The organism is Gluconobacter sp. NFX36 (assembly GCF_049887835.1).
Lineage (GTDB): Bacteria > Pseudomonadota > Alphaproteobacteria > Acetobacterales > Acetobacteraceae > Gluconobacter > Gluconobacter japonicus_A.
This window is the reverse complement of the sequence record NZ_JAGEKJ010000002.1, coordinates 52,459-78,547: the sequence shown is the minus strand read 5'-3', so window position 1 is coordinate 78,547 and position 26,089 is coordinate 52,459. Positions and strand designations below refer to the sequence as shown.

Here is a 26,089-nt window from a genome sequence, read left to right as displayed (position 1 = left end):
TGAATGCCCTCCGGAGGTCAGTAAGTGAACAGAATTGCGGGGCGCTGTTTATGGCTGAAAAAGCGCAGCGTTGATAGCGCGAAAAGTTAGATTGTAACGCATGGCACCTGTCTGCGGATGGAATGTTTCGCGTATGGGCGAAACCCCGTGCCAGGCAAGGCGGGAGATGCCTCCCCACACGACCACATCTCCATGGAAGAGATCATGCCGTTGCACCGGGTCCGTCTTTAATAAACCACCAAACGCAAAGCGGGCCGGAACCCCAAGAGAGACCGAAACGATGGGGGAGGACAGATCATCCTCATCCCGATCCTGATGCAGCCCCATCTTTGCCCCCGGCTCATAGCGGTTGATCAAACATGAAGACGGAGAAAAATCCGGATAACCAGCCTCTTTTGCTGCGGTACAGGCCAGTTCAAAAAACATATCTGGCATTTGGGGCCATGGCTTCCCGGTTAATGGATCTGTCCGCACATACCGATATCCCTTCTGGTCCGTATACCAGCCACAGTCTCCACAACTGGTTGTCGCAACAGACAGGGTCCGGCCGCCCGGCGTTTTCATGGTCCGAAAGGGCGTTTCAAGAGCAAGATGCCGGATACCTTCCAGCAGCTGCTCCACACAAGATATTGCAAAACCGGGAAGAAGCACCGCTCCATCCGCAAGGTCGGTACGACATCTCAGCGTCGCAAAGAGATCCTCCATATCATCCCCCGCTTCCCTGATCCGGGAAAAGAACTCTTGAACCGCAGCCCAACCGAGCCGATTATAAAAGAGAGTATGCGGTTCTGCTTCCCATATGGTGATGGGGCCGTTGATTTCCATGATTGGTTCAGGACCAGACTCCATGCTGCCCTTTTCCCGCTTCTTCTGCCACGCTCTGCTGGCAACCGCCCTGCTGGGCGGGGTAGCTCAGGCTCAGACCACCACATTTGGTCAGCCATACGATGCCGCCCCTCAACAGAACAGCACGCAGGCGCAGGCTCCATCCACGCAGCAGAAAACCAATGGCGGCGAGCATTTCCGTGCCCGTGGCCACCGTTCTCTCCCGCCCGGATATCAGGATGCCCCAAGCACTGAATTCGAGCATGGCCCTGATCCGGATCATGAAGCTGGCGTTGAGCGTGACAGCGTAACAGGCGCAAATCTGTCCAAGTTCGGCTCAGCCTATCAAGGCAGCAACAATACCCAGTCCGGGCAATTGGGTGATGCGACCGGAAACGGCTGGACCGCCCCGCGCGGTAACGGCTGGTAAGACGCAACCAATCTTCCGCAAAAGGGTTCTGCTCTTCAGGATGGGGCTGGTATCATCCAGCCAGATCATATGAGGAGCAGAACCCATGCCCTATATTACTGCAACTGACGGAACCAGCCTTCATGTTAAGGATATGGGCGCAGGCCGCCCCGTTGTTCTCATTCATGGCTGGCCACTAACGGGGGATATGTGGGAAAAACAGACCCTCGCCCTCGTTGAAGCCGGGTATCGCGTCATTACCTACGACCGTCGCGGCTTCGGTCTCTCAGGCCACCCCATCAACTGCTACAACTATGACGTTCTGGCAGATGATCTGGCCGTCATTCTGGAACAGCTCGACCTCTGGGACGCAACACTTGTCGGTTTCTCAATGGGTGGCGGCGAAGTCGCCCGTTATCTGAGCCGCCATGGCCGCGCCAGAATTTCCAAAGCCGTGCTTCTGGCGTCTATCGTTCCGTTCCTGCTGAAAACCTCGGACAATCCGGACGGCGTCGATATCTCCGTGTTCGACGGAATCAAGCAGGAAATCCGTCAGGACCGTTTTGCGTTCCTGAAAAGCTTCCTCCCCGGCTTTTATGGCATGAGCATGCTGCATCATCCGGTCAGCGAAGGCGTGCTCGACTGGTCTTTCACGCTGGCCAGCATGGCAAGCCCGATGGCAACCCTCGACTGCGTGGATGCATGGGGAAAAACAGATTTCCGCAGTGACCTTCAGGCGTTCACTATTCCAACACTCATCATCCACGGCACTGCCGACAGCGCCGTTCCGGCTGACATCGCTGGACGCCGCGCAGCAGACCTGATCCCAGGCTCGATCTTCCTGGAATATGATGGTGCCCCGCACGGTCTGTTCCTGACCCACGCGGAACAGGTCAACGAGGATCTTCTGAAGTTCCTCGCGTCCTGAACAGCACGACCTGCTTCAGGTCGTTGCTCTGAGGAATGCCCTGCTGGTTGGCAGTTCCGATTGCACAATCAGCAGGGACCCAATGGCGAGAACGAGGTCATGCCGGATGGATGTGTCCTGTGATTCCCGCTCCAGTGCATAAAGTTCGGCAAGGGTCGGCTCGATAGTCGCTGCCGTATGGGTCAGCGGCAGCTTACGGCGTAGCAGGTTCCGGATCAGTCCGTCCACGGCGGCTACCGCGGTATCCGGCAGGCTTCCATGCTGGGCCAGCTTTCGCAGCATCAACACGTTTCGTCCTACGGTCATGACAGACAGGGTACCGCGCAGCATTTCTTCCGCACGGTCACTTTCCAGAGATCCCGCAAAGCGAACCGCACGCTCCATGCTCTGCGTGCCATCATTGATCCAGACATATTCGTCCATCACCACACCCGGCAACGCCAGCCGCCGCAGACTGCGCTTAAGCTGATAACGCAGAACTTCCGCCGCCCGACGCGGCGTAAACGGCAGAACAGCCCGGAAGATCACCACACCGGCCCCAAGACCCAACAGAAGCGCAATGGTGGTATTAAGCCATGACAGCTCATCCATACGCCCCTGATTGTCCATACCCAGCAGGAAGGGGAAGAACGTTCCATAAGACGCGGCCATAACAGCCGTGGCCGGATTACGGGTCGCAAGGCCACCGAGCATCATGAAAAAGCCGACTGTCAGACAGAAAAATACATAACTGGCTGTAACTGGCATCACGACAAACACAGGAATAATGCTGGCCAACGCTGCAAAAACTGCACCGTAGAAGAAAGCCGCACTCAAAAGCACCGTATTCTCAAAAGTCGCAAACCGGGCACAGACCACTGCAATGAAGGTCAAGAAGACGCTGCCCTGCGGCCAGGCCGTCACTTCCCAGACATACGCCCCGAAAAGAAGCGCCGCCATGGTCCGCACCCCGTTTCGAACAGCTGCTCGCCAGTCCGTATTGCGGGTCAGGCGGTGACGCTCGGAAATCGGTGCACCGTCCACACTCGCCCGATAAGAACGGAGTGTTTCACAGAGGTCCGAAATCATGACCTCGACACCCGTCAGAATAATGCCTTCATTCAGAGAATCTTCATCGTCCTTCGGCAGGACGGCCTGCATCCGCCCTCGACATTCCGCCAGCAGAGCCTCGGTCTGAACAAGGGCCGCAATACCGCGTCGATCGCTCTCCAGACGTGCGGGCAGCCCTTCAATCGCCACCGCCATATCCCTCAGGAACGGAAGGAGCGCCTGCGGAATATGGGACACAGATGTCATGCGCGTCTTGAGGCCAAGCCCGCGTGACAGCACACGCGCTACAAGACCCAGCGTCACATACGCATGTTCGACTTCATTGCCCTGACTGCGAATTTCGATGCGGGAGAACTCGATCTGATCACTGGACGCCTGAAGCGACCCCATCAGCGCACAAAGCGTATCCGTGGCGTTCGGCTTCTGGTTCAGAACATCCGTCAGAGCCGCGCTGGCTTTGGTAAGAATGGCCTGAAGGCGTTTGCGCAGCTCTTCCCGAGCCCGATCCGCCACATTGGGAACGAACACCATTCCCATAACCATCTCACAGATCACGCCGAGAAAAATATATGTCCCGCGAGCCATGGCAATATTGAACACATTGTCTGGCTCTTTAACGGCACCAAGCGCGATAATCGTGCAGGTGTAGCCCGCCAGAACGAGGGCATAACCACGGAAGTTATGCGTCAGCGTGGCGAGGCCGGCACAAAGCCCGACCCAAATCGCCAGCGCTGGCAGGAACAGCCACGGATATTGCGGAAACATCCCCATCAAGGCGATGGCAGTAATCATGCCGACAACTGTGCCGACAAGCCGCCAGCGCCCTTTGGAAATACTTTCTCCACGAGAGTTTTGTGCGACGATCCAGACCGTCATTGCCGCCCATTGCGGTTCACCAAGCTCCATCCACAGAGCAATCGCAAGCGCCAGCAAAGCAGCAATCGTCGTGCGCAGGGCGAACATCACGGACGTGATGGACGGCGCAAACAGCCAACCGAGTTTCACGCCTGCACCTGCCCTGTTGTGTGATGGCTCATGATCTTCAGGGGCGGCAAAGGATCGTCATGAACCATCGGAATATCAGTTCTGTTTATCGGAAGAAGGAGGAACATGGCGCGCTGGCGTCCGCATTGTCACGAACTCCTCCGCACTTGTAGGGTGAAGACCGATCGTGCGGTCCAGATCACGCTTGGTCAGACCTGCCGTGACGGCAATGGCCAGCCCCTGGATGATTTCCGGTGAATCCGGGCCAATCATGTGGGCACCCAGCACGACCTGACTTTTTGAATCCACAACCAGCTTCATAAACGCCTTGCCTTTACGACCAGATAGCGACTGACGCATCGGCGTGAAGGAGGAGGTATAGATATCAAGCGTGTGGTGTTCAGCAGCCTCTTCTTCAGTCAGACCTACCGATGCGAGCGGCTGGCTGAAGAACACGGCTTTTGGCGTCGTGGCAAAAGACCACTCGCGGCCTGTTTCACCAAACAGACGCTCCGCCAGAAGATGCCCCTCGGCGATCGCTGTCGGCGTAAGGTTATAGGTATCGGTCACGTCCCCGATAGCATAAACGCCCGGAACGTTCGTCTTGGCATCTTCAAGGCGCGTGACAATCCGACCGTCCGTGACCTCTACCCCGGCCAGATCCAGACGCAGGGATTTCAGGTTCGGATGACGCCCTGTCGCCATAAAGACACAGTCGGTGTCGATGACCTTTCCACCCTTCAGGTGGAGGCGATACCCTTCAGACGTCTTTTCAATCCGCTCTGGCGTGCTGCCTGGATGGGACGTGATACCGTTCAGAGGCACCAACTCTGCGATATGGCGACGCATTTCCTCGTCAAACCCACGCAACGGCAGATCCTGACGATAAACGAAGTCCACCTGCGAGCCGAGACCCGCGAAAATCCCTGCGAACTCAATCCCGATATAACCGCTGCCAATAATGGCAACACGCTCAGGCCGGTTCTCCAGATGGAATGCATCATCCGAGACAATCGCGTGCTCTGCGCCGGGAATATCAAGGCGCGTCGGTGCACCACCCGTCGCAATGACGATGTTCTTCGCGCGAACGGTTTGAACCGTGGCATCCGGGGCAAGCTCAGACGGGCCGATTTCAACCGTGTTCGCGTCTACAAAGCGTGCATCGCCTGTGAACAGCTCAACGCCAGCTTTCTTCAGCATCGAGACGTAAATGCCGTTCAGCCGCTCGATCTCGCGGTCCTTGGCATCAATCAGCGTGCGCCAGTCATGCTGTCCTGGCGTCACGTCCCAGCCATAGGCGCGGGCATCATCGATCTCACGGCCATACTCTGCCGCGTAGACCATCAGCTTTTTCGGCACGCAGCCGAGATTGACGCAGGTTCCGCCCCAGTGACGACGCTCCGCAATCGCGACGCGCGCGCCGTTCTGGGCAGCGATACGCGCACAGCGTACCCCACCCGACCCGGCTCCGATGACGAAAAGATCGAATTCCTGCATAAATCCCGGCCTTCCGTGCCTCTGGTCTCAGCGCTCTGCGAACGCCTTTTCAACAACATAAGAACCCTGACGGCTCATGTTGCCTTCCTCAAAGCCCATACGCTCCAGCAGTGCTTCCGTATCCGCAAGCATTTCCGGCGAACCGCAGATCATGACGCGGTCATGTTCAGGGTCGAGCTTGTCGATGCTCAGATCCTCGAAAATCTTGCCGCTTTCGATCAGCTTCGTGATGCGATCCGTGACGGCATAATCTTCACGCGTCACAGCCGGATAGTACTTCAGCTTCTCGGCAACAAACTCACCCAGGAACTCATGTTCCGGCAGTTCATGACGGATGTGGTTCTCATAAGCCAGCTCGCCAGAGATACGGACCGTGTGGCTGAGGATCACATTCTCATAGCGCTCGTAGGCTTCCGGGTCCTTGATGAGGCTCATGAACGGCGCAAGGCCCGTGCCTGTGGACAGGAAGTACAGGTTGCGGCCCGGCTTCAGGTTGTCGAGCAGCAGCGTCCCCACCGGCTTGCGACCGATCAGAACCGTATCCCCAACCTTCACATGACGCAGACGGGAGGTCAGCGGACCATCCGGCACAGCGATGGAAAGGAATTCCATGTGATCTTCGTAATTGGCCGAGGCAATGGAGTACGCACGCAGCAGCGGCTTGCCCTCGACCTCGATGCCAATCATTGCGAACTGGCCGTTCTCGAACCGAAGGCCCGGATCGCGCGTTGTCGTGAAGCTGAAAAGACGATCCGTCCAGTGGTGAACGGTCAAAACCTTTGCAGGATACAGATGAGCGTATTCCTTGCTTGGCTCGGCCAGACGGTACTGTTTCGGATGGCCTTCATACGGCGCCAGGCCCGTCAGGGGCTCGTCGATCTCAGGAGTCGGGGCGGCAAAACTCGGTGTGGACATATCGGTTTCTGTCTCCGGTGTGGCGCGGATCAAAGGTCTCGGACCTGATAAGAGCCGGACCTTTTAGCGCAATCATCACATTTCGGAAAACCCATCTGCGTTGAACCTGATAGCTGAATGACGCAAAAGTCTTTTCATGACAGACGACTCCGTGAGCGACGCCCCCCTCTCCCCCGCCGAACGCGCCCTGAATCAGGCTGAAGCCGACTTCGGAACGCCGCTGGATATTACCCCGCGTGAGCGACCCGCCCTTTTGCGGCAGGTGGCGCGTCGGCTTGAGGGGAACAAGGCGACCCTCCCTCCTGAAGCCCTGATCGACGCGTTGTGTATTGTGCGCCGCAAAACATGGGCCTCCCAGCTCATGAATGTGGCCCGTCGCGCCGGCGAAGTCTGGGTCACGAAAGCCGACACACAGGAAGCCGCAGCCCGCACGCACGATCCCCGTGCCGACATTGCGGCTCTGCGTCTGACGCTGGACGATGTTCTGGTTTCGCGCTGGCAGGATCTTGGAGACTCGCCACGCAGCGTTCTGGAAGAAGTCCGGGCTGATCTGGCAGATGCCGGGCTGATTCTTTCAGGCGGTCAGCTTGAAAAGCTGTCCCGCAGCATTGCAGGCGCTTTCGGCAGCGTTGATCTGGGCTTCGAGGACGATCTGCGTCTGGCCGAAGAGCGTCGCGCCCGTGAGCAGGCTGACATTCAGGCCCGTGCCGAGCGCCGCCGGGAACGCGAACTCGAGCGTCTGAAGGAATGGGAAGCCAATCTTGTCAGCTTCGATGAGGTCCCAGGCATTCTCCATTGCTCACGGCGTGAAGCCCTGCGCTGGGTTGCGGAAAATCGTCTTCCGATCGCCAAACGCGAAACACGTGATGATGGCATCGAGCTGTTCTTCTTTGATCCGGATGAACTGAAGAAGCTCCGCGCTCGCCTTCCCGAATGGCGCGGTACAACACCGGCCCGACCAGAAGTTCTGGAACGTGGCACCAAGGTCGGTAATGCTGCCATCGCCCGCGTTGCCGCGCTGGACCGGTTTGCAGCCCATTTCCGGACAGCACGTTCCCTCAAGCGCCGCATCACACTCGTTACGGGACCAACCAACTCGGGAAAGTCCTATACAGCGCTGAACGCCCTCGCCAACGCGGAGAGCGGTCTCGCCCTTGCTCCCCTTCGTCTTCTGGCGCACGAATTCCGGGAAGCCCTCCTTAATCGTGGCGTCCCTGCATCCCTTGCCACGGGTGAAGAGCGCATCGAGATGCCGGGCGCACGCCATCTGGCGGCGACGGTTGAAATGTGCCCGTTCCACAAACCTGTGGACGTCGCCATCATCGACGAAGCCCAGATGCTGGCGGACCCCGATCGTGGTGCGGCATGGACCGCTGCCATTATGGGCGTTCCAGCACGCCATGTGTTTATTCTGGGTGCTGCCGACTGCATCCCGCTGGTTAAGCGCATTGCCGAACTTTGCGACGACCCGGTAGACGAAATCCACCTCGAACGAAAAAGCCCCCTCAAAGCGGGAGGCACACTTCATCTCAGCGAACTCACAGCTGGCGATGCGGTCATTGCGTTCTCACGCCGCGAAGTGCTGGACATGCGCGCCGAACTCATGGCGCGCGGGCGACGGGTTGCGGTGGTTTATGGCGCTCTAAGCCCCGAAGTCCGCCGTGCAGAAGCCGCCCGTTTCAACAATGGTGACGCGGATATTCTGATCGCCACCGATGCCATCGGGATGGGCCTGAACCTCTCCATCCGTCGCGTCGTTTTCAGCGCCCTGAGAAAGTTCGACGGACGCCAGACACGCGATCTCATCTCGCAGGAAGTCAAACAGATTGGTGGCCGGGCCGGGCGCTTCGGCAAGCACGAAGAAGGTCTGGTCTGTGTTCTGGCAGAATCCGGAAGCCCTGCGTTTGTGCGACAGATGCTGGCTGCCCCACCGGAACCGGTCACGGAACTACGCCCTCTGGTTCAGCCGGATTCCGACATCGTCCGAGCCGTTGCCGAAGAAATTGGCAGCGACAGCCTCTACGGCGTCCTGACCCGCATCAAACGCGCCGTTCTAAGGCCAGACGACCCCAATTATCGTCTGGCGGACATGGAACAGTCTCTTGAAATCGCAGCGGCTCTGGAAGGCGTGGAAGGTCTGGATCTGACCACCCGCTGGACCTATGCCATGTGCCCGATTGATGAACGGGACAATGGTATCCAGCGTCTGGTCTCGTGGGCTGCGGACCATGCCGCGGGTCGCCCCGTCCCTCCCCCAGGAACCGGTCGTCTGCCCCATCCGGAACAGGCGGGTCGCGAAGAACTCGAACGCGCTGAAAAACGCCACAAGCGTCTCGTCGCATGGCGCTGGCTGGCTCTGCGTTTTCCGGAGGCCTATCCGGCGCAACAAAACGCAGAAATCAATACGTCCATTCTGAATGACTGGATCGAACAGGTTCTCCGCACTCAGAGCCGGATGCGCGAAAGCCAGAAGCAGCAGCGCGGCAACTTCAAGCCCAAGGGACGAAGCGATCGGCCCTTTGCTGGCAAATCTGGCAAGCCCCCCTTCAAGGAGGGCTTCAAAAAGCGTGGGAAACCCTCTGGTCCGAAAAAAAGGAACTAAAAAAGCCCCTCCTGTTTACCCGGAGAGGCTCGCTCTTTTCTGAAGGGAGACGCGCAAGAAGGGATGCTTCAGTCCCCTGCGTCTTCTTCAGCCTGACGAACCCGACGTTCAATCCACTTCTGCGCCTGAAGTTTGATTAGCGGATTCAACTGACGATACAGATTCAGGAACATGCTTTCATCCGGCGTCAGCGTTTCCTGAATTTCCTTATAGGCCATGCCCGTCAGCAGGACTTCCGCATCCACGCCCAGCGCTTCGGCAAGATCACCAAGATGCTTCCCCACATGTCCTGACCGACCCGTTTCCCAGAACGCTACGGCAGAACGGGAAATTCCTACTTTGTTGGCCAGCTGCTGCTGATTCAATCCTGCCATTTCCCGTAGCAGGCGAATACGCCTTCCAAGTTCCAGACCCGGCGAAATCCGTGCCTTCTCAGCACTATCCGTCACGTCACTCATGTCTTCATCCACCCTACGCTCAATACCTGCTTCCCGACACATCCCGAAAAGTCCGTCAGTCCTGACCAGTCGTGACACCACGACACCCCGCGCTTGACTGCTCTACTCCACATTCCGGTATCTGCCGGGTTCTGTGCCCCCTATCGAACTTCGAGAGACGTACTCTCAAGACCGTAAAAAACGACAACAACGAGTCTGCTATCGTAAAAACATGCCAATATTGCAAATAATTTTTATTTCAGCTCAAAGTTTACAATAAATTGACAAATAACTCTACTTTACCAAAAAATATAAAAAGTAACTTTCCGAAATACTCATAAGTTTATTTTACTCTGCCAGACGCATCACTCAGAATGAAGAACAACTTGAGCCTCATTGTCAGAATGTAAGATCAGACGTCCCGCTTCGTCTCTGGACCAGAAACGGATACCGTCCAGTGTTTTCACCAAAAGATTTTCAAAGACCATTCCGGATCCAATACACGCCATGCGTGTCATGGCAAACGATTTGAATTTTATCGCATGATCCACGATCTCAGCCTGTCCCATCAACCTGTTGCAGCCACCGTATGCAAACACTCGACCATCACGCCCAATCGTCAGTTGAGGCGGGCGCCCAGTCTTTGGTATCGCTTTTCCGTTGAGAGACTGAACCGTCCAGCTTCCATAAGGCAGTTCAGCCGCAGGCGTTGAAACTCTCGTGACCAGAATATCTGGCTCACTCACAGAATGCATTTCCGTGGTTGTGAAGAGAATTTCGTTTCCCGCACGGATTTCGGCATGCAGACTATACTGCCTGCCACGCTCCAGACCAGGAACGCGCAACGTGTAAGATAGAGGCGGAGCGCCCTGAATGGTCTGCCGACTTTCGGCCAGAACCTTGGCTGGAGCATCAGCCAGAGACACATCCTCCAGCTTGACAAAAAGCACGGCGCCCACAGGAAGCGCCATTTTTTCCCGATACACCACCGTTCCGCTGAGAGTCTTTGGAGATGCTGCCTGAGATGTAAAAACAAAAGCACTCCCAGCCAGAACAGACAAAGCAGAACGGCGTGTCATCATGTCAGAAATAATCCTCAACTTATACGGGTCAATCCACCCATATAGGAACGCAGGACTTCCGGAATGGTTATGCTGCCATCTTTGTTCTGGTACGTTTCCATGACGGCAATCATGGTGCGTCCGACAGCCAGACCGGAACCATTCAGCGTATTCACGAAGGCCGGGCCATTCTCGGAGCGATACCGGGCTTTCATGCGCCGTGCCTGAAATGCGCGAGTATTGGAGCAGGAAGAAATCTCTCGCCAAGCCTGCTGCCCCGGAATCCACGCTTCCAGATCATACGTCTTGGCCGCACCAAAACCCGTATCACCAGCACACAGCAGAATACGGCGGAACGTGATGCCAAGGCGCTCCAGAATGGTCTCGGCAGCCTGTGTCATGCGCTCGTGCTCGGCATCGCTGTCTTCAGGCTTCACGATGGAAACGAGTTCGCATTTCGTGAACTGATGCTGGCGCAGCATCCCGCGCACATCACGGCCCGCAGAGCCTGCTTCAGAGCGGAAACACTGGGACAGTGCCGTCAAACGGATCGGCAAAGCATCTGCGGGCAGAATATCGCCCATGACAGAGGCCGTCAGCGGAACTTCCGCCGTCGGGATCAGCCAGCGGCCATCTTCCGTACGGAAAGAATCTTCCGCAAATTTCGGCAGCTTGTCCGTCCCGTACATGGCATCGTCATTAACCAGCAGCGGAACGCTGGTCTCGCTGTACCCAAACTCGCTCGTGTGCGTATCCAGCATGAACTGACCCAACGCACGTTCCAGACGGGCCAGAGCGCCACGCAGAACCACAAAGCGCGTCCCCGACAGCTTGGCGGCCGTCGGGAAATCCATCAGGCCAAGAGCTTCACCCAGCTCGAAATGCTGCTTTGGCTCAAATGTGAAGTCACGCTTCTCGCCGCGATAATGAACGACGACGTTCTCATCCTCGCTCTTTCCATCCGGCACGGACGGATCAAGCTGGTTTGGCAGGGACGCCAGAACATCGTCGATGCTCTTCTCAATGATGGCCGCACGCTCTTCCAGACCCACAATCCGGTCACGCAGTTCGACCGCCTGCGCTTCCAGAGCGGACGTATCGGCACCCGTGCGCTTGCCCTGCCCGATCTCCTTGGCCAAGGTCTTGCGGGTGGCCTGAGCCTCCTGCAACGCGGCCAGAGCGGCACGGCGCTCTTCATCTTCCGAGACGATTTTCTGCCCCACAGGTGACAGGCCCCGACGCTCAAGAGCAGCGTCAAATGCGGCCGGATCGGCGCGCAGGGCTTTCAGGTCATGCATGGTTCAGGGCTCCGTCAGTCTTCTTCGTCAGTCACGGGCTTCGGCTCAACCAGCCGCGCCACAAGAATGGATACCTCGTACAGCGCCACAAGCGGAATGGCGAGGCTCAGCATGGTAATCGCATCCGGCGGGGCAATCACGGCCGCCACGGCGAAGGACGCCACAACTGCATAGCGACGGAATTTCTTAAGCTGTGCCGTCCCGATCAACCCGACCCGGACCAGCAACGTCAGGATCACGGGCAGTTCAAAACAGATCCCGAAGGCGAGGATCATCTTCGTCACAAGGGTCAAGTATTCCGACACCTTGGCCTGAAGCTCGATATCCATCCCGCCATTGCCGGATGTCTGGAACGACAGGAAGAACTTCCAGGCGAACGGGAAAACCACATAGTAGGCTAATGCGGCGCCAATGGTGAACATGACGGGCGTGGCAACAAGGAACGGGGCAAACGCCTTCTTCTCGCTGCGATACAGACCAGGCGCGATAAAGATCCACGCCTGAATGGCAATCATCGGAAAAGACAGGCACGTCGCCCCGAAGACTGCCACACGAATATAGGTGAAGAACGCCTCATACAGCGCGGTATAGATCAGATGCGGCTGCTCGCCCTTCTGCCGCATGATGTCCCCCAACGGGGCGGCAAGGAAGCGATAAATATCGCCTGCAAAATGATAGCAGATGGCAAAAGCGATCACGAACGTCCCGATGGACCAGATCAGCCGGCGCCGCAGCTCAACGATATGGTCAAGCAGAGGCATCGGGGTGTCATTGATGGCATCCGAGTCCGTCACGCGTCTTTCTCCGTGCTTGAAATGGCGACGCGTCGGCCATGATGAATAGCCATGACAGGCGGCAGAATATCCGGGGCGCGCCAACGGGGGCGTTCATGCATCAGGCGTCGCGCCGTCGCAGGCGGCAGGATGGAGGGCGCATCAACGATATCATCGTTCAACCCTTCCTCCGCCTGATCCTGCATCATGGCGTTGTAAGGCTTACTGTCGCCCCCACCGAAAGACGGTGGTGGCATCGGCGGAGGCGCGGGAACCTGCGGCAGATCATTGAGCGTGGACGGCCGGGATGATGCGCCGGTCGTATCCAGTTCAAGACTCCGCCGGATCGAATTGTCGCCATCAATGGCGCGGGTCACACGATCCCGGATATTGAAGTTCTTCAGATCCCGAAGCTGGTCGCGCGTCTCGGACAGGTCTGCCTCACGCACCATATCGTCGATATGGGACTGAAACTCACCTGCCATCCGGCGCATGGCCTTGATGCCGTTCGAAAGCGTGCGGATGGCAACCGGCAGATCCTTCGGGCGAATGAAAATCATCGCCACGACGACAAACAGGGCTATTTCCGAGAAACTGAAGTCAAACATGCAACAATCCTAGCCCGTCCCGTCAGTCTCGCCTACGGGGGAAGGCGCTTCTGGTGCCGCTTCCGTCGGGGCCCTGTCCAGAAGGAAATCTTCCCGCTTGGGTAATGAACCCAGATCCGGCAGGCCGAAACTTTCCAGAAAAGCCAGCGTCGTGCCCCACAGAACCGGGCGCCCCGGAACTTCCTTACGCCCTTTCGGAGCAATCAGGCTGTCTTCCAGCAATGCATCCAGAATGGGCTGCCCCAGAGACACGCCGCGAATGGCCTCGATCTCAGCCCGCGTACAGGGCTGGTGATACGCAATGATGGCGAGGGTCTCCATCGCACCCCGGCTCAGACGGCGCGGCTTTTCGACGACTTTTGTCAGCGCGGAGGCATATTCCGGTCGCGTCCGGAACTGCCAGCCCCCGGCAGCCTCGACAAGCTCGATCGCATGAGTCGCATAACGCTCGGACAGCGCAACCAAAACATCCGAAACTGTCAGATCCAGACCCTGAGCCTTCAGAAGCTCCGCCATGACAGACGGCCGCACCGGTTCCGGATTGGCAAAAATCAGGGCTTCCAGAAGCAGACAGCCGCGCCTCATCTCGTCAGATGTCACGACACCGCCCGCCATTCAATTTCAGCAAAAGCTTCGGGCTGACGCAGTTCCACCGCACCGCCCTTCGCCATTTCCAGCCCGGCCAGCAGTGTTCCTGCCAGTGCAGCGTTACGTCCATACGGCCCGGTTTCGGGGTCATCGGCCAGATGTTCGGGCAACAGGGATGTCAGGGTCTGCCAGTCCGTAACAGCGTCCGTTCCCAGCATTCGGCGCAGACGTGCCAGAGCGTCCTGCACACTCCAATACCGACGGGTCCGCGGTGCATAAACACGCTTGCGGTTCGTACGTCGCCGGGCGGACAGATAGGCCGTAATCAGGGCAGACAGATCAACCCGCAAGCCGGAACGATCAATTTCCGTGTGGTCTTCCCCTTCCCCACGACGAAACACATCAATGCCGAGGCGAGGACGCTCCATAAGCCATGCAGCCGCGGCACGCATCCGCTCCAGCTCGACCAGACGTTCCTGAAGCTGCTCGACAGCCTCTTCCGCATCCTCCCCACCACTTTCCGCAGGCAACAGAAGCTTGGACTTCAGCCAGGCCAGCCAGGCCGCCATGACGAGCCAGTCCGCCGCAAGTTCCAGACGCAAGGCACGAGCTTCCGCCCGGGCCTGCTCGACCACGGACAGATACTGCTCGACGAGCTGAAGAATAGAAATCTTTGCGAGGTCCACTTTCTGGGCGCGGGCAAGGTCGAGAAGCAGATCAAGCGGCCCCTCGAACCCATCCAGCGTCAGATGCAGAACCTCGCTCAAGCCCGGTCTCTCAGAACTGGGCCGGAGTGCAGGCGATGGACTGCGCGTGCAGCTTCACGCAATACGCACGGGCCGCCTTCAGATCCTCAAAGCCACCAATGCGCAGACGCACGAACGTCTTGTCACCATGTGTGGTCTTTTCGAACAGCGGTGAGTGTCCGGCAAACAAAGCAGGAGCCTGATGGCGCAGGGTCTCCCATTCCTTACGTGCGGCCGCCTCACTATCGAGTGCGGCAAGCTGCACTTCACGCGCTCCACCCGTTTCAGCCTTCGGCGTTGCGGCTGCCTTCTGGGCTGGCGCAACATTTTCAGGCACCGGCTCCGGTGGGGGAAGCGGCTTTTGCACAGGCTTGGCCGGAGCAACTGGCGCAGCTTTGTGAACCGGGGCTTCAGGAGCCTTCGGCTTCGGCGCAGGGACCGGCTTCTCCGGGGCAGGCTTCGCGGGCTCTGCGTCGTCGGCATCCTCTTCAGGTACCGCGTTTTCCGCAGGCGCCTTGGTAGCATCGGGCGTCGCAGCCGCTCCCGGAACCGCAGCCGGAGCTTTATCAGAAGGCGCATCCGGGGAGGCAGGTACAGCACCATCAGACGGTTTAGCGTCAGAAGACGGTGCATTCGGCGCTGCGGCAGGCTTGTCAGCCGGGGTCGCAGGCGTGCCGGGCTGGACACCATACTGGCGCGCCAGCGCCTTTGCATCGGGCTGCTCGGGACCGGGAGCCAGATGTGCTTCTCCGTTCCCGGTCAGATCCGTGTCGCCGCTATCACTGCCCATGATCTGCATGCCACCCGGATCAGCCGGAACATCCTTCACAGGCCCTGGCGGCGGCCCGATGATGGGAATGCCACCATGGTGCCCCCCCATAAGGGACCAGCCCCCCACCGCCAGCAGCAACACCGCACCGATACCGACAGCTCCACCAACAAGCTTGCGCGTTGCCGGATCACTGCCCAGCAAGGAGGTCACGCCCCCTGCCCGCTCCGTATTCCCCGCAGCCGATGCAGGGCGACGGCGCGGCGGCGCGTCTTCGTCATAATCGCTGCTCAGGCGCTCACGCCCGCCACGCGGTGGGGGCGTGGCCGGGCCTGATCCATAATCGCCCGGGTCCCGGAAATTCCGATCGTCGTCGCTGTCAGGGGTCATCGCATTTCCTCCACCGGAACAACGCCAAGAATGGTCAGTGCGCACCGCAGCGTTCCAGCGATTGCGGAGACCAGAGCCAGCTTGGCCAAGCTCGTCGCACGGTCGTTTTCATGCAGGAATCGCAGGGTCGTATCCTCACGTCCACGATTCCACAGAGCGTGGAAGTCAGACGCCAGATCAATGCAATAGGTCGCGATACGGTGCGGCTCACGTGCAGCGGCAGCAGATTCTACCGAGCGCGGGAAAGACGCAATACGGTGTAGCACCGCCAGTTCCACATCCGAAGACAGACCGGAAAGATCGGCCTTCGCCAGTGCCTCAGGCGTCACGGCATCGACACCGAACATCGTCTCGGCAGAACGCAGGACCGAACGACAGCGCGCATGAGCGTACTGAACGTAGAACACCGGATTATCACGCGTCTGGGCAACGACAGCATCCAGATCAAACTCCATCTGCGCGTCAGCCTTGCGGGTCAGCATCGTGAAGCGCACCGCATCACGGCCCACTTCATCCAGCAGATCACGCAACGTCACAAACGTGCCGGCACGCTTGGACATCTTCACCGGCTCGCCGTTCTTCACAACGCGAACGATCTGGCACATCACGACTTCAAAGCCGGTCTTGCCATCCGTCAACGCCGAAATCGCAGCGCGCATCCGGGAGACATAACCGCCATGATCCGCGCCAAGCACGTCAATCAGAACGTCTGAATTTTCGGCCTTCTGGGCATGATAGCCGATGTCATTGGCGAAATAGGTGTTCGTGCCGTCAGACTTACGGAGCGCACGATCCTGATCGTCCCCGAAATCCGTGGAGCGGAACAGCGTCTGCGGGCGGGCCTCCCAGTCTTCCGGCATCTTGCCCTTCGGCGGCTCCAGAACACCTTCGTACAACAGGCCCTTGCTTTCGAGCTTGGCAATAGCAGCATCAACGCGTCCACTGGCGAGCGTTTCAGCTTCGCTGGCAAACACTTCATGCGAAATACCGAGGGCTTCGAGATCCGTACGGATCGCCGCCATCATCTGCTCAAGCGCCTCACGACGGACGATCTCGAACCAGACAGACGGGTCAGCCGGGCTGCCATCGTCATTGGCGAGCGCGCGACCATGCTTGGCCGCAATACTCTCAGCCACCGGGATCAGATAATCCCCCTGATACTGAAGACCATTCGGCGTCAGCGGACTGAATGTCTCGGCATCAATCTGTGTGCCGATGGCCTGAAGATAACGCCAGTATGTCGCCCATGTCAGAGCCACAACCTGCGTTCCGGCATCGTTGATGTAATACTCGCGCGTAACGCCAAAACCCGCTGCCTGAAGCAGATTGGCCAGCGCATCACCCACCACGGCACCACGACAATGACCGACATGCATCGGCCCGGTCGGGTTGGCGGACACGTATTCTACATTGACCCGCGTACCCTGCCCCATCGTGGAACGGCCATAAGCCTCGTCTGTTTCCAGAACGGTCTTGGCAATACCCTGAAGGACATGCGGCTTGAGCGTCATGTTTACGAAGCCCGGCCCTGCGGCCTCGGCGTGATCGACGTCTGGCAGTTCGGCGAGCTTCAGCACCAGTTCGGCAGCAATATCGGCAGGCTTCCGCTTTGCAGGCTTAGCGGCCAGCAGAGCGGCATTCGTCGCCATATGCCCGTGGGACGGATCACGCGGCGGCGTCACTTCAACGCGCTGCACCACCTCTTCCGGCAGGCCGGGGACAACGGACCGCAGGGCCTCGCACACCTGGTCTCTGGTGCGGGCAAAAAGGCAGTCAGTCGTATGGGCAGTGGGTGCAGCGACCATTTTCAGTTCGATTCCTGTAACCTGTAACGTCTTGAAGAGGCTCTATCAGCCCAGCACGGAGAGGTCCGTCAACCGTCGATGTTCTTCCATGGCGAAACGATCGGTCATTCCGGCAATATAATTCACCACCAGACGTCGCCGTTCCATGTCATCCGCAGCCTTGGCGCGGTCCTTGAGGGGGTCTGGTAGAAGGCCCGGTTCTTCCGAAAGGATTGTAAAGATTTCGGCCAGTGCGATCTTGGCTTTCCGCGCCATACGATTGACCCGCCAATGACGGTACATGCGCGCATAAAGAAATTTGCGGATCGCCTTGTTCTTTTCCCGCATTTCCGGACTAAACGCCACAACCGCATGATCGGCATGACGGATATCATCCGCTGACTGGGGGCTAAGGGCTTCCAGATTCCGACGTGTCTGTTCCGTCAGATCCGTCGCCAGAGCGTTAATGACTACGCGAATGGTTTCATGACGCACACGCTGCGCCTGATCCGCCGCATCACGATTTGTCGGGCGCTCCATCTCACGGGAGGCCCGAAGCGCATCGCCGACAAGTGGAAGATCCTCAATATCCTCAAACGTCAGCAGCCCAGCACGTAACCCGTCATCCAGATCATGACCATGATAGGCAATATCATCCGACATCGCCGCGACCTGCGCTTCGGCAGACGCATAACTGCTGAGGTCGAGATGATGCTTTGCGTCATATTCTGCCAGATATGGTGTCGGGCGCTTGACCGGACCGTTATGCTTGGCCAGCCCCTCCAACGTTTCCCATGTCAGGTTCAGGCCATCAAAAGCATGATACCGCGTCTCCAGAGACGTCACGAGACGAAGAGACTGCGTATTGTGATCAAAGCCGCCCCAATCCTGCATGGCCAGAGCAAGAGCATCTTCCCCAGCATGGCCAAACGGCGTGTGGCCCATGTCGTGCGCCAGTGCGAGCGCTTCCGTCAGATCCTCGTTCAGATCAAGGCTGCGGGCAATCGAACGGGCAATCTGCGCAACTTCAAGGGAATGCGTCAGACGGGTGCGAAAGAAATCGCCTTCATGGTTGATGAAAACCTGCGTCTTGTACTGCAAGGTCCGGAAGCCGGCCGAATGCAGAACACGATCCCGGTCCCGCTGCCAGGGTGAACGAACCGGGCTTTCCACTTCCGGATACAGTCTTCCGCGAGCGCCTTTTTCCTGAACCGCGTAAATGGCAGCCATCAACACCCTCTCCCGATGATCCGCAGGCGCAAAACGCACGCTGTTCGTCGGATCACAGGTGTTATTCTACGACAGGCTGATGGCAACGCAACTCACCCCCTTTGCCCTTGGGGCTAGTCAGGCCATATAATCAGGACCAGAACCGTCCTGCCTTGCAGCAGTGCTTCAGAAATCAGGAACGAGCCATGTCCGACACACCCACCTTCACCATGTCTGCCAGCGCTGCTGCGCGGATCTTGGAAATCATCTCCGCCCAGCCGGAACCTGAAGGGCTGGCTCTGCGGGTTGCCGTGCTGGCCGGTGGCTGCAACGGCTTCCAGTATCAGTTCAAGCTGGATCGTACGAAGAATGACGATGACGTCGTGATCGAACGCGATGGCGCGACAGTTTATGTAGATGAAACCAGCCTCGATCTTCTGGAAGGTGCCGAACTGGAGTTCGTGGACAAGCTGATGGGCGCGCATTTCACGGTCACGAACCCCAATGCCGCTTCAGCCTGCGGTTGCGGCACAAGCTTTTCGCTGGCCTGATAGAATGTCCTTTACCTTTGCAAGCTGGAACATCAATTCCATCCGCGCCCGCGCGCATCTCGTTCAGGACTGGCTGGAACGCCATCCGGAATGCGATCTGCTCTGCCTTCAGGAAATCAAATGCGAGGACAGCCAGTTCCCGACTGTTTTCCAGGAAGCTGGCCTACATGTCGCCACAACTGGGCAAAAAGCCTATAACGGCGTTGCGTTGATTGGCCGCCGTCCATTTGAAGTGACGACCCATCACCTTCCCGGTTTTGAAGATCCAACCGCGCGCTATATCGAAGCGGGCATGGATGGTCTCACGATTGGCAATCTGTATCTACCAAACGGCAATTCAGGCGGCGAAGACGGCTATGCCAAGAAAATGGCGTTCTTTGAGGCCCTCGCCAACCGGGCGAAGCCCTTTCTCGAAAGCGAAAAATCCTTCGCCTTCATTGGTGACTACAATGTCTGCCCGACAGACGAAGATCTCGCTCCCGGCGCGCTTTCACCGACTGACGCACTGGTGCGGCCTGAAACACGGGCAGCATTCAACCGCCTGCAATGGCTCGGTCTGACGGATGCCCTGCGCGCTGTTCAGCCTACGGGCCGCCATTATACCTTCTGGGATTATCAGGCCGCTGCGTTCCAGCGGAACTCGGGTCTGCGCATCGACCATGCCCTTCTGTCCCCGCGCGTGGCCGAACGGCTTGTCTCTTTCACAATCGACCGTGACGAGCGGGCTACAGAAAAAGCCTCCGATCACGTTCCTGTCCTCGTCACCCTGCGTTAAAAAAAGACCGCCCAACTGGGGCGGCCTTCGAACTTTTATCGGGGATAAAACGGAGCGGGAGCCGGCCGTGGAGGTGCAGGAGGCCGGATGCGGACCATACGGCCGGGCGTCCACTGATAACCGTTCCCAATCCAGACCCAGTGTCCAGGCACCCATCGCATCCCCCGCGCATGAGAGGGAATTCTCTCCCTGGGCGGGCGAGGCGGTGGGGGAGGCGTCTGTCGATACGGCCCATTATAGGGGACAAACTGAGCATGCGCTGTCCCGCTCAGCGGCGGCAATGCCATCGCACCCACAAAAAGTGTCGAAACAGCGAGCAAGCCCGATAGATGTTTCAGCATACGTCTCGCTCCTTTCACGGTAACGGTGTGAAAGGCGACACTTTGCAGATCTCACAAGGCAGTGATTGGGCCGATCTGTGGCGGAAAAAAGATTCCGGTCTTCACTCTGTAACGTCTCCGCGGCTCAGGAGATTCAATTTTCCAAACCCAAAGACGGCTGTACCCGCTCGGCAAAAAAATCAGCCATGGCGCGAACCTTGGCGCTGACCATCCGCCCGGCTGGAAGCAAGAGCCAGAGTTCCACCGGCGGCAGAGACCAGTCAGGCAAGCAACGCTGCACCTCACCGGAAATCAGTTCGGGAGCGAACATCCAGTCTGCTGCAACGGTCATCCCCTGCCCTGAAAGGACGGCAGCACGAATTCCCTCCGCCGCACTCAGACATAGATCGGAGTGCAGAGAGACGTCCTGCGTTTCCTCTCCTTTCATGAATGTCGTTCGAACCTGACGGGTCTGCGAATAAAGAATCATTCTATGATTTTTCAGATCTGCCGGGCAGGTCGGCATGGTCGTCTGCTCCAGATAGGCCGGGCTGGCCAGAAGGGAACGATGACCCCACGCCAGACGCCGCCCAACGACGGACGTCTCTTCCGGACGACCAATCCTGAGGGCCATATCGATCCCCTCCGCAATCAGATCCACACGCCTGTCATCCATCTGCACATCCAGAGCAAGCTTCGGATACCGGGCCGTAAATTCTCCCAGTCTGGGTATCAGGTGCAGACGGCCAAAAGTCGTCGGCAATGCAATCCGCAAATGCCCTGTGAGTTCTCTGTCACTCCCTCGGGCCAGACTATCCGCCTCCATGGCGTCTTCAAGAACTCTGACAATGCGTTCGTAATAGCGCTGACCTGCGTCTGTCGGCGCAAGGCCATGCGTCGAGCGTAACAGGAGGATTGTGCCCAGATGCGCTTCCAGCTGTGCAATGATCTTGGAAACGGAGGGCTGCCCCATATTCAACAACCGGGCAGCGCCTGAAAAAGAACCAGCTTCCACAACACGAGCAAACACCGTCATAGCCTGAAAGCGGTCCATGTTTATTCCTTTTGAGAATAACAAATATTGTTAAAAACAGTCTACATCCGCCTAATGAGAATAGCCACTCTCACGGTCATGAGACGCATCCACTCCGGACAGTCTCCTCAAAGACCGGAACCGCATCATGACGAACCTTCTGTTCACACCACGTTTCGTTGGGCCAACACGCTTGAGCCATCGCATTGTCATGGCCCCCCTCACCCGAATGAGAGCCAGTGAAGGCAATCTCCCGAATGACCTGATGCGGACCTATTACAGCCAGCGTGCAACGGAAGGAGGGTTGCTGATTTCCGAAGCTTCCCCCGTCTCGCTCACGGGGTATGGCTTCGAACGCGCGGCCGGAATCTATGATGACAGCCAAATCCCGGGATGGAAAAACATCACGGATGCCGTTCACGCCAAAGGTGGCAAAATGGTTCTTCAGCTCTGGCATGTTGGCCGTCAATCAGCACGCATCCTTCAGCCGGATGGCATTGCCCCCGTTGCTCCATCGGCCATTCGTGCCGATGGAGACGCCTGGACGCTCAATGGAACGGTGCCTTACGACATGCCCCGCGCGCTTGATCGGAATGAAATTCCCGGAATCATCAAGGATTATGAACAGGCTGCCGAACGCGCCCTGAAAGCCGGATTTGATGGAGTGGAAATCCATGGTGCAAATGGATATTTGCCAGACCAGTTTCTTCAGGATGGCAGTAACACCCGGACAGATGACTATGGCGGCTCGCTCGAAAATCGCGCCCGCTTCCTGCTGGAAGTCACGCAAGCTGCCATGAGCGTGTGGGGACCGGATCGCGTTGGTGTGCGTGTGACCCCAAGCGGACGCTATGGCTCCATGGCGGACAGCAATCGTCCGGCAACGTTTCGCTATGTGGCCTCTGAACTGGATCGTCTGGGCGCTGGATATCTGCATGTCGTGCAACCCCGCATCGGGGGCGACGCAGAGCCTGACCCCGTGGATGCCGGGACGCTTCGGCAGGTCTTTTCCCGCACCATCATTGCCGCTGGCGGATTTGACCGGCAAAGCGCCGAAGCCCTACTGGCTTCCGGGCAGGCGGATCTCATTGCTTTTGGTCGCTCGTTTCTCGCAAACCCGGATCTGGTCGAACGGCTGCGTCAGAACTGGCCCCTGAACTCCTATGATCGCTCCACCTTCTATGGCGGCGATGCACAGGGATATATCGACTATCCATTTTACGCTGACGCGGCGCAGCATTGAGCAAAAAAGACCCCGGCCTGTTTCTAGCCGGGGTCTTGCTGATCAGGATTGCAGAAAAGACAAAAGATCCGCGTTAAGCTGGTCACCATGGGTGACCGCAAAACCGTGCGGCGCACCCGCATAGACCTTAAGAACCGCATCTGGAACCAGTTTTGCCGTCAAGGCACCTGTGGCCTCAAAAGGCACAATCTGATCATCATCCCCATGAATAATCAGGGTCGGGACGGTGATCTGCTTCATATCTTCCCGATAATCCAGCCCGGAGAACGCCCTGACACATTCAATCGTGCTCCGCAAGGACGCCTGAAGGGCAATCTGCTGCGTCTGCCCAAGAACGCCATCAGAAATCTCCGCCCCATGATTAATCCCATAAAAGGGAACGGCGAAGTCTTTCAGGAACTGGGCACGATCTTTCACCAAGCCTTCGATGATGCCATCGAAAACCGTCGCTTCGACCCCTTCCGGATGATCATTCTGCTTCATGAAAACAGGTGTGACGGCCCCCAGAAGTACCAACTTCGCAACGCGGTCACTTCCATGGCGCGTCAGATACCGGGTGACATCCCCGCCCCCCATCGAGAAGCCGACCAGCGTCACGTCTCTCAGGTCCAGGGTTTCGATCAGTTCTGCAATATCATCGGCAAAGCGGTCGTAGGTATTGCCGTCCCAAGGCTGGCTAGACCGTCCGAAACCGCGCCGATCAAAAGCAATCACGCGGTAACCGTTCTGCGCCAGAAACAGCATCTGTGAATCCCACATATCTGCACTGAGCGGCCAGCCATGGCTGAAAAGGACGGGCTTTCCTGCTCCCCAATCCTTGAAATAAATTTCTGCTCCGTCGGATGTCGTAAAGCTGGCCATGTGTCTGCTCCGTTAAGAGGTCAGGAAAGCGTCGGCTTCCCCTGAAACCTTGCTCTTACGATAAGCTCCCCTCATCATGTTCAATATAGACATCATGGAATAGTAAGATTTCCATTTATCACTGATTCCACGCCGCACCTGTATAGAAAAATCGCCCTAACCCCACCGTGAAAATGAGACATCCATACAGGCTGTGTTCAAAACAGGTCAGGGTAAGAGAACGATGACGACTGTAGTCACTAGCAAACAGCACTCCCCCTATGAGCGTCATGCCCACGGCAATCCAGTTCAGAAACAGAATATGTGCAAAGCCAAATGCAACGGCACTGGCTACGATCGTCACTGGAATACTTCGGAAAAGATTGCTGTATCGACGGAACAGAAATGCCCGATACAGAACTTCCTGAGGCCAGACGGAGAGCAGCGGATACAAACACATGATCATCAGCCAGAAGAGCGGCTTCTGTCGTGGCAGGCTGAGGAACGTATCGGGCCAGAAAAACCACGTCAGCAGCGCTATCAACGGTGCAAGAATCGCAAACCTGACAAATATTTTCCAAATCTCGACCCTGAGTACATGCGGCTTGGCACGATCACGACGCATCCATAGAAAAGCCAGAAGAGCGCCAGTCCAGATCAACCCAAAGAGTAATCCGGCCCGACGCTCCAGCAGAACAAGAATTGGTCCACCACCATAAAGGGCCAGAAATTCCGCGCCCAAACGAGCGCAGCGAAGAACGGACATTTCATCGGGGAGCGACATACCGAGATCTTCCAGACGTTCTGGTCACCATTATGAACATAAGCACTTTCCCCCGAAACAAGGCCTTACATTGCAGGCGTCTTTGTATCAGACAGGAAACGAGTCACGCTCCTGCACAACCATGGCTGTGTCCGCCTTCAAGCGGCTGGGCTGTCCGATTTCCCGGAGAGGGAACCCGGCCTCAAGCCGATCCTCAATCTCTTCCAACGAGCAGTCTTTTGTCTCCGGAACGAAGAAATACCCAATCAGGAAAAACACTGCATTGAAGCCCGCCAGCAGCCAGAACACACCGTAGTCATGAATGGCCCCCATCACTGACAGGAACACGTTGCTGATGAGCCAGTTCGTCATCCAGTTGGCAAATGTAGAGCATGCGATGGCCAGCGTACGCCCCTGAAGCGGCTGAATTTCGGTACACATCGTCCAGGGGATCGGGCCTTCCCCAAAGGCATATCCCAGAATGAACAGCACAAGCAGGCTGACAATGGCGATCTGACCAAATACCCCCCCAACGTGCAGATAGAGCAGCGTCCCGAATATAGCGAGGCTCAGAGAGGCCACGACCGTACTGACCAGCAAAAGCGGACGCCGCCCCCATCGGTCAATCAGTAGAATTGCCCCAAATGTCGAGACCATATTGGCCAGACCGAGCAAGGTTGTGCACCAGACTGCCGCTGACGTGGAAAAGCCAAGATGCTCCAGAATATGCGGAGCGTAATACATCAGGATGTTAATGCCTGCGAATTGCTGAAAAACCTGCAATCCCATTCCAAGTGTAAAGGTTTTCCGGAAGCCTGGTGAAGACTTCAGGAGTGCAAACCCGTTGCCTTCAGTCTTTCGAAGGTTCTCCTCAATCCGGTTCAGTTCCTCAGTCGCGTGCTGCTTGGATCCACGAACCTGCTGAAGAACAGTATGCGCTTCTTTCCGCCGCCCACGCATGGCCAGCCAACGCGGCGAATACGGAACCTGCATCGTCGCGAGAATGAACACCACCGTAGGGACTGCCAGAATACCCAGAATCCAGCGCCAGTGCCCCCCGTAAGACAGCAGACTGTCTGACAGGAGCGCCAGCAGCATACCCGCCGTAATGACGAGCTGATACATGGAGATCATCTTGCCACGACGGCTCTTCTCAGTGATTTCGGCAATATAGAGCGGCGCGGAGAAAGACGCGAAACCGACGCCCAGCCCGAGGCAGACACGGCCCAGAATCATGACAGGAATGGACGATGTCAGGGAACAAAGCGCTGTTCCGAGCAGGAACAGTAACCCCGCATAAAACATGGCCCCTCGCCGCCCGCGATGGTGGGACAGCGGAATGGCGAGCAAAGAGCCCGCCGCGGCCCCCAGCATCAGGGACGAGACGATCCATTCCAGCGCACGATCATTCGCCTTCAGGTCCTGGCCCAGAAACTTGAGCGCCCCCGCGATCACTCCCGTATCCAGACCAAACATCAGCCCGGCGAGACCAGCAGCCCCGGCAAAAAGAAACGCATTCCGGCGGCCCTGCTGCACACGGTCCTGGACAGTTCCGCCGCTTTGTTCTGGAAGGGTGCTACTCACCGGATAACCTTTCTTGATCGCTACAGATACCTCAAGAAACGGTCATTCTCTGGAAAAGTTTTTTACTCTCAAAATCATATTCCGAATGCAGACAATCGCGTGCGGTC

Annotated in this window: 24 protein-coding genes; 6 read left to right on the top strand and 18 right to left on the bottom strand. The window is 57.6% G+C overall.

The genetic code is table 11. The features are described 5' to 3' along the window. Positions 1 to 48 precede the first annotated feature (48 nt). On the bottom strand, positions 49 to 705 hold the full coding sequence (alkB, locus tag J4P41_RS02200) for a DNA oxidative demethylase AlkB (protein ID WP_426065964.1): 657 nt from the start codon (positions 703 to 705) through the stop codon (positions 49 to 51). 94 nt (positions 706 to 799) lie between these two features. Between alkB and J4P41_RS02195 the strand changes: the two genes are divergently transcribed. Both J4P41_RS02195 and J4P41_RS02190 read left to right on the top strand, forming a co-directional pair. Continuing rightward, positions 800 to 1,255, top strand: coding sequence for a hypothetical protein (locus tag J4P41_RS02195; protein WP_026017498.1), 456 nt, complete (start codon positions 800 to 802; stop codon positions 1,253 to 1,255). 85 nt (positions 1,256 to 1,340) lie between these two features. After that, a complete protein-coding gene (locus J4P41_RS02190) occupies positions 1,341 to 2,162 on the top strand; it encodes an alpha/beta fold hydrolase (RefSeq protein ID WP_426065963.1) in 822 nt (273 codons plus the stop codon). A 15-nt stretch (positions 2,163 to 2,177) separates the two neighbouring features. On the opposite strand, the gene J4P41_RS02185 is transcribed toward J4P41_RS02190, so the two are convergent. From J4P41_RS02185 to J4P41_RS02175, 3 genes are all read right to left on the bottom strand, one after another. Continuing rightward, entirely contained in the window at positions 2,178 to 4,217 is a 2,040-nt protein-coding gene (locus J4P41_RS02185) for an FUSC family protein (protein WP_062023906.1), read from the bottom strand. A gap of 75 nt (positions 4,218 to 4,292) precedes the next feature. Further along, the gene (gene gorA / locus J4P41_RS02180; protein ID WP_426065962.1) at positions 4,293 to 5,693 is read right to left on the bottom strand and encodes a glutathione-disulfide reductase; all 1,401 of its coding nucleotides are present in this window, start codon (positions 5,691 to 5,693) and stop codon (positions 4,293 to 4,295) included. 27 nt (positions 5,694 to 5,720) lie between these two features. After that, positions 5,721 to 6,608 carry a ferredoxin--NADP reductase gene (locus J4P41_RS02175; protein WP_426065961.1) on the bottom strand — a complete coding sequence of 296 codons (888 nt, stop codon included), beginning with the start codon at positions 6,606 to 6,608 and terminating at the stop codon, positions 5,721 to 5,723. A gap of 136 nt (positions 6,609 to 6,744) precedes the next feature. Between J4P41_RS02175 and J4P41_RS02170 the strand changes: the two genes are divergently transcribed. Further along, a complete protein-coding gene (locus J4P41_RS02170) occupies positions 6,745 to 9,210 on the top strand; it encodes a helicase-related protein (RefSeq protein ID WP_426065960.1) in 2,466 nt (821 codons plus the stop codon). A 68-nt stretch (positions 9,211 to 9,278) separates the two neighbouring features. On the opposite strand, the gene J4P41_RS02165 is transcribed toward J4P41_RS02170, so the two are convergent. The 10 genes from J4P41_RS02165 to J4P41_RS02120 form a co-directional block, all read right to left on the bottom strand. Then, positions 9,279 to 9,668 carry a helix-turn-helix domain-containing protein gene (locus J4P41_RS02165; RefSeq protein ID WP_426065959.1) on the bottom strand — a complete coding sequence of 130 codons (390 nt, stop codon included), beginning with the start codon at positions 9,666 to 9,668 and terminating at the stop codon, positions 9,279 to 9,281. 344 nt (positions 9,669 to 10,012) lie between these two features. After that, positions 10,013 to 10,729, bottom strand: coding sequence for an META domain-containing protein (locus J4P41_RS02160; protein WP_426065958.1), 717 nt, complete (start codon positions 10,727 to 10,729; stop codon positions 10,013 to 10,015). A 14-nt stretch (positions 10,730 to 10,743) separates the two neighbouring features. After that, the gene (gene serS / locus J4P41_RS02155; RefSeq protein ID WP_426065957.1) at positions 10,744 to 12,006 is read right to left on the bottom strand and encodes a serine--tRNA ligase; all 1,263 of its coding nucleotides are present in this window, start codon (positions 12,004 to 12,006) and stop codon (positions 10,744 to 10,746) included. 14 nt (positions 12,007 to 12,020) lie between these two features. After that, entirely contained in the window at positions 12,021 to 12,800 is a 780-nt protein-coding gene (gene tatC / locus J4P41_RS02150) for a twin-arginine translocase subunit TatC (RefSeq protein WP_010502703.1), read from the bottom strand. After that, positions 12,797 to 13,387, bottom strand: a complete 591-nt coding sequence (locus J4P41_RS02145) for a Sec-independent protein translocase subunit TatA/TatB (RefSeq protein ID WP_023945147.1) — start codon at positions 13,385 to 13,387, stop codon at positions 12,797 to 12,799. The genes tatC and J4P41_RS02145 overlap by 4 nt, the downstream gene beginning before the upstream one ends. Positions 13,388 to 13,396: 9 nt before the next feature. Next, positions 13,397 to 14,002 carry an SMC-Scp complex subunit ScpB gene (scpB, locus tag J4P41_RS02140; RefSeq protein ID WP_426065956.1) on the bottom strand — a complete coding sequence of 202 codons (606 nt, stop codon included), beginning with the start codon at positions 14,000 to 14,002 and terminating at the stop codon, positions 13,397 to 13,399. Next, positions 13,984 to 14,742, bottom strand: a complete 759-nt coding sequence (locus tag J4P41_RS02135; protein ID WP_211567434.1) for a segregation and condensation protein A — start codon at positions 14,740 to 14,742, stop codon at positions 13,984 to 13,986. Before J4P41_RS02135 ends, scpB begins: the two co-directional genes overlap by 19 nt. A 10-nt stretch (positions 14,743 to 14,752) precedes the next feature. After that, positions 14,753 to 15,880, bottom strand: coding sequence for an SPOR domain-containing protein (locus J4P41_RS02130; RefSeq protein ID WP_426065955.1), 1,128 nt, complete (start codon positions 15,878 to 15,880; stop codon positions 14,753 to 14,755). Further along, the gene (gene argS, locus J4P41_RS02125) at positions 15,877 to 17,685 is read right to left on the bottom strand and encodes an arginine--tRNA ligase (RefSeq protein ID WP_426065954.1); all 1,809 of its coding nucleotides are present in this window, start codon (positions 17,683 to 17,685) and stop codon (positions 15,877 to 15,879) included. The genes J4P41_RS02130 and argS overlap by 4 nt, the downstream gene beginning before the upstream one ends. 45 nt (positions 17,686 to 17,730) lie before the next feature. Further along, on the bottom strand, positions 17,731 to 18,894 hold the full coding sequence (locus J4P41_RS02120; protein ID WP_426065953.1) for a deoxyguanosinetriphosphate triphosphohydrolase: 1,164 nt from the start codon (positions 18,892 to 18,894) through the stop codon (positions 17,731 to 17,733). A 185-nt stretch (positions 18,895 to 19,079) separates the two neighbouring features. Here J4P41_RS02120 and J4P41_RS02115 point away from each other — a divergent pair, with 185 nt between their 5' ends. Together J4P41_RS02115 and J4P41_RS02110 are read left to right on the top strand one after the other, a co-directional pair. Next, positions 19,080 to 19,424 carry a HesB/IscA family protein gene (locus tag J4P41_RS02115; protein ID WP_415515410.1) on the top strand — a complete coding sequence of 115 codons (345 nt, stop codon included), beginning with the start codon at positions 19,080 to 19,082 and terminating at the stop codon, positions 19,422 to 19,424. A 4-nt stretch (positions 19,425 to 19,428) separates the two neighbouring features. Continuing rightward, a complete protein-coding gene (locus tag J4P41_RS02110) occupies positions 19,429 to 20,199 on the top strand; it encodes an exodeoxyribonuclease III (protein ID WP_426065952.1) in 771 nt (256 codons plus the stop codon). 474 nt (positions 20,200 to 20,673) lie between these two features. On the opposite strand, the gene J4P41_RS02105 is transcribed toward J4P41_RS02110, so the two are convergent. Continuing rightward, entirely contained in the window at positions 20,674 to 21,573 is a 900-nt protein-coding gene (locus tag J4P41_RS02105; protein WP_426065951.1) for a LysR family transcriptional regulator, read from the bottom strand. A gap of 127 nt (positions 21,574 to 21,700) precedes the next feature. On the opposite strand from J4P41_RS02105, the gene J4P41_RS02100 reads away from it, so the two are divergent. Continuing rightward, positions 21,701 to 22,795, top strand: a complete 1,095-nt coding sequence (locus J4P41_RS02100) for an alkene reductase (RefSeq protein ID WP_426065950.1) — start codon at positions 21,701 to 21,703, stop codon at positions 22,793 to 22,795. A gap of 42 nt (positions 22,796 to 22,837) precedes the next feature. Here the strand turns inward: J4P41_RS02100 and J4P41_RS02095 are convergent, their stop codons facing one another. The 3 genes from J4P41_RS02095 to J4P41_RS02085 all read right to left on the bottom strand — a co-directional run bounded on the left by J4P41_RS02095 (position 22,838) and on the right by J4P41_RS02085 (position 25,982). Then, positions 22,838 to 23,656, bottom strand: a complete 819-nt coding sequence (locus J4P41_RS02095) for an alpha/beta fold hydrolase (protein ID WP_415515414.1) — start codon at positions 23,654 to 23,656, stop codon at positions 22,838 to 22,840. 118 nt (positions 23,657 to 23,774) lie between these two features. Then, complete coding sequence (locus tag J4P41_RS02090; RefSeq protein ID WP_426065949.1) at positions 23,775 to 24,419, bottom strand: CPBP family intramembrane glutamic endopeptidase; 645 nt, start codon at positions 24,417 to 24,419, stop codon at positions 23,775 to 23,777. A gap of 87 nt (positions 24,420 to 24,506) precedes the next feature. Next, a complete protein-coding gene (locus tag J4P41_RS02085; RefSeq protein ID WP_426065948.1) occupies positions 24,507 to 25,982 on the bottom strand; it encodes a sugar porter family MFS transporter in 1,476 nt (491 codons plus the stop codon). Positions 25,983 to 26,089 lie beyond the last annotated feature (107 nt).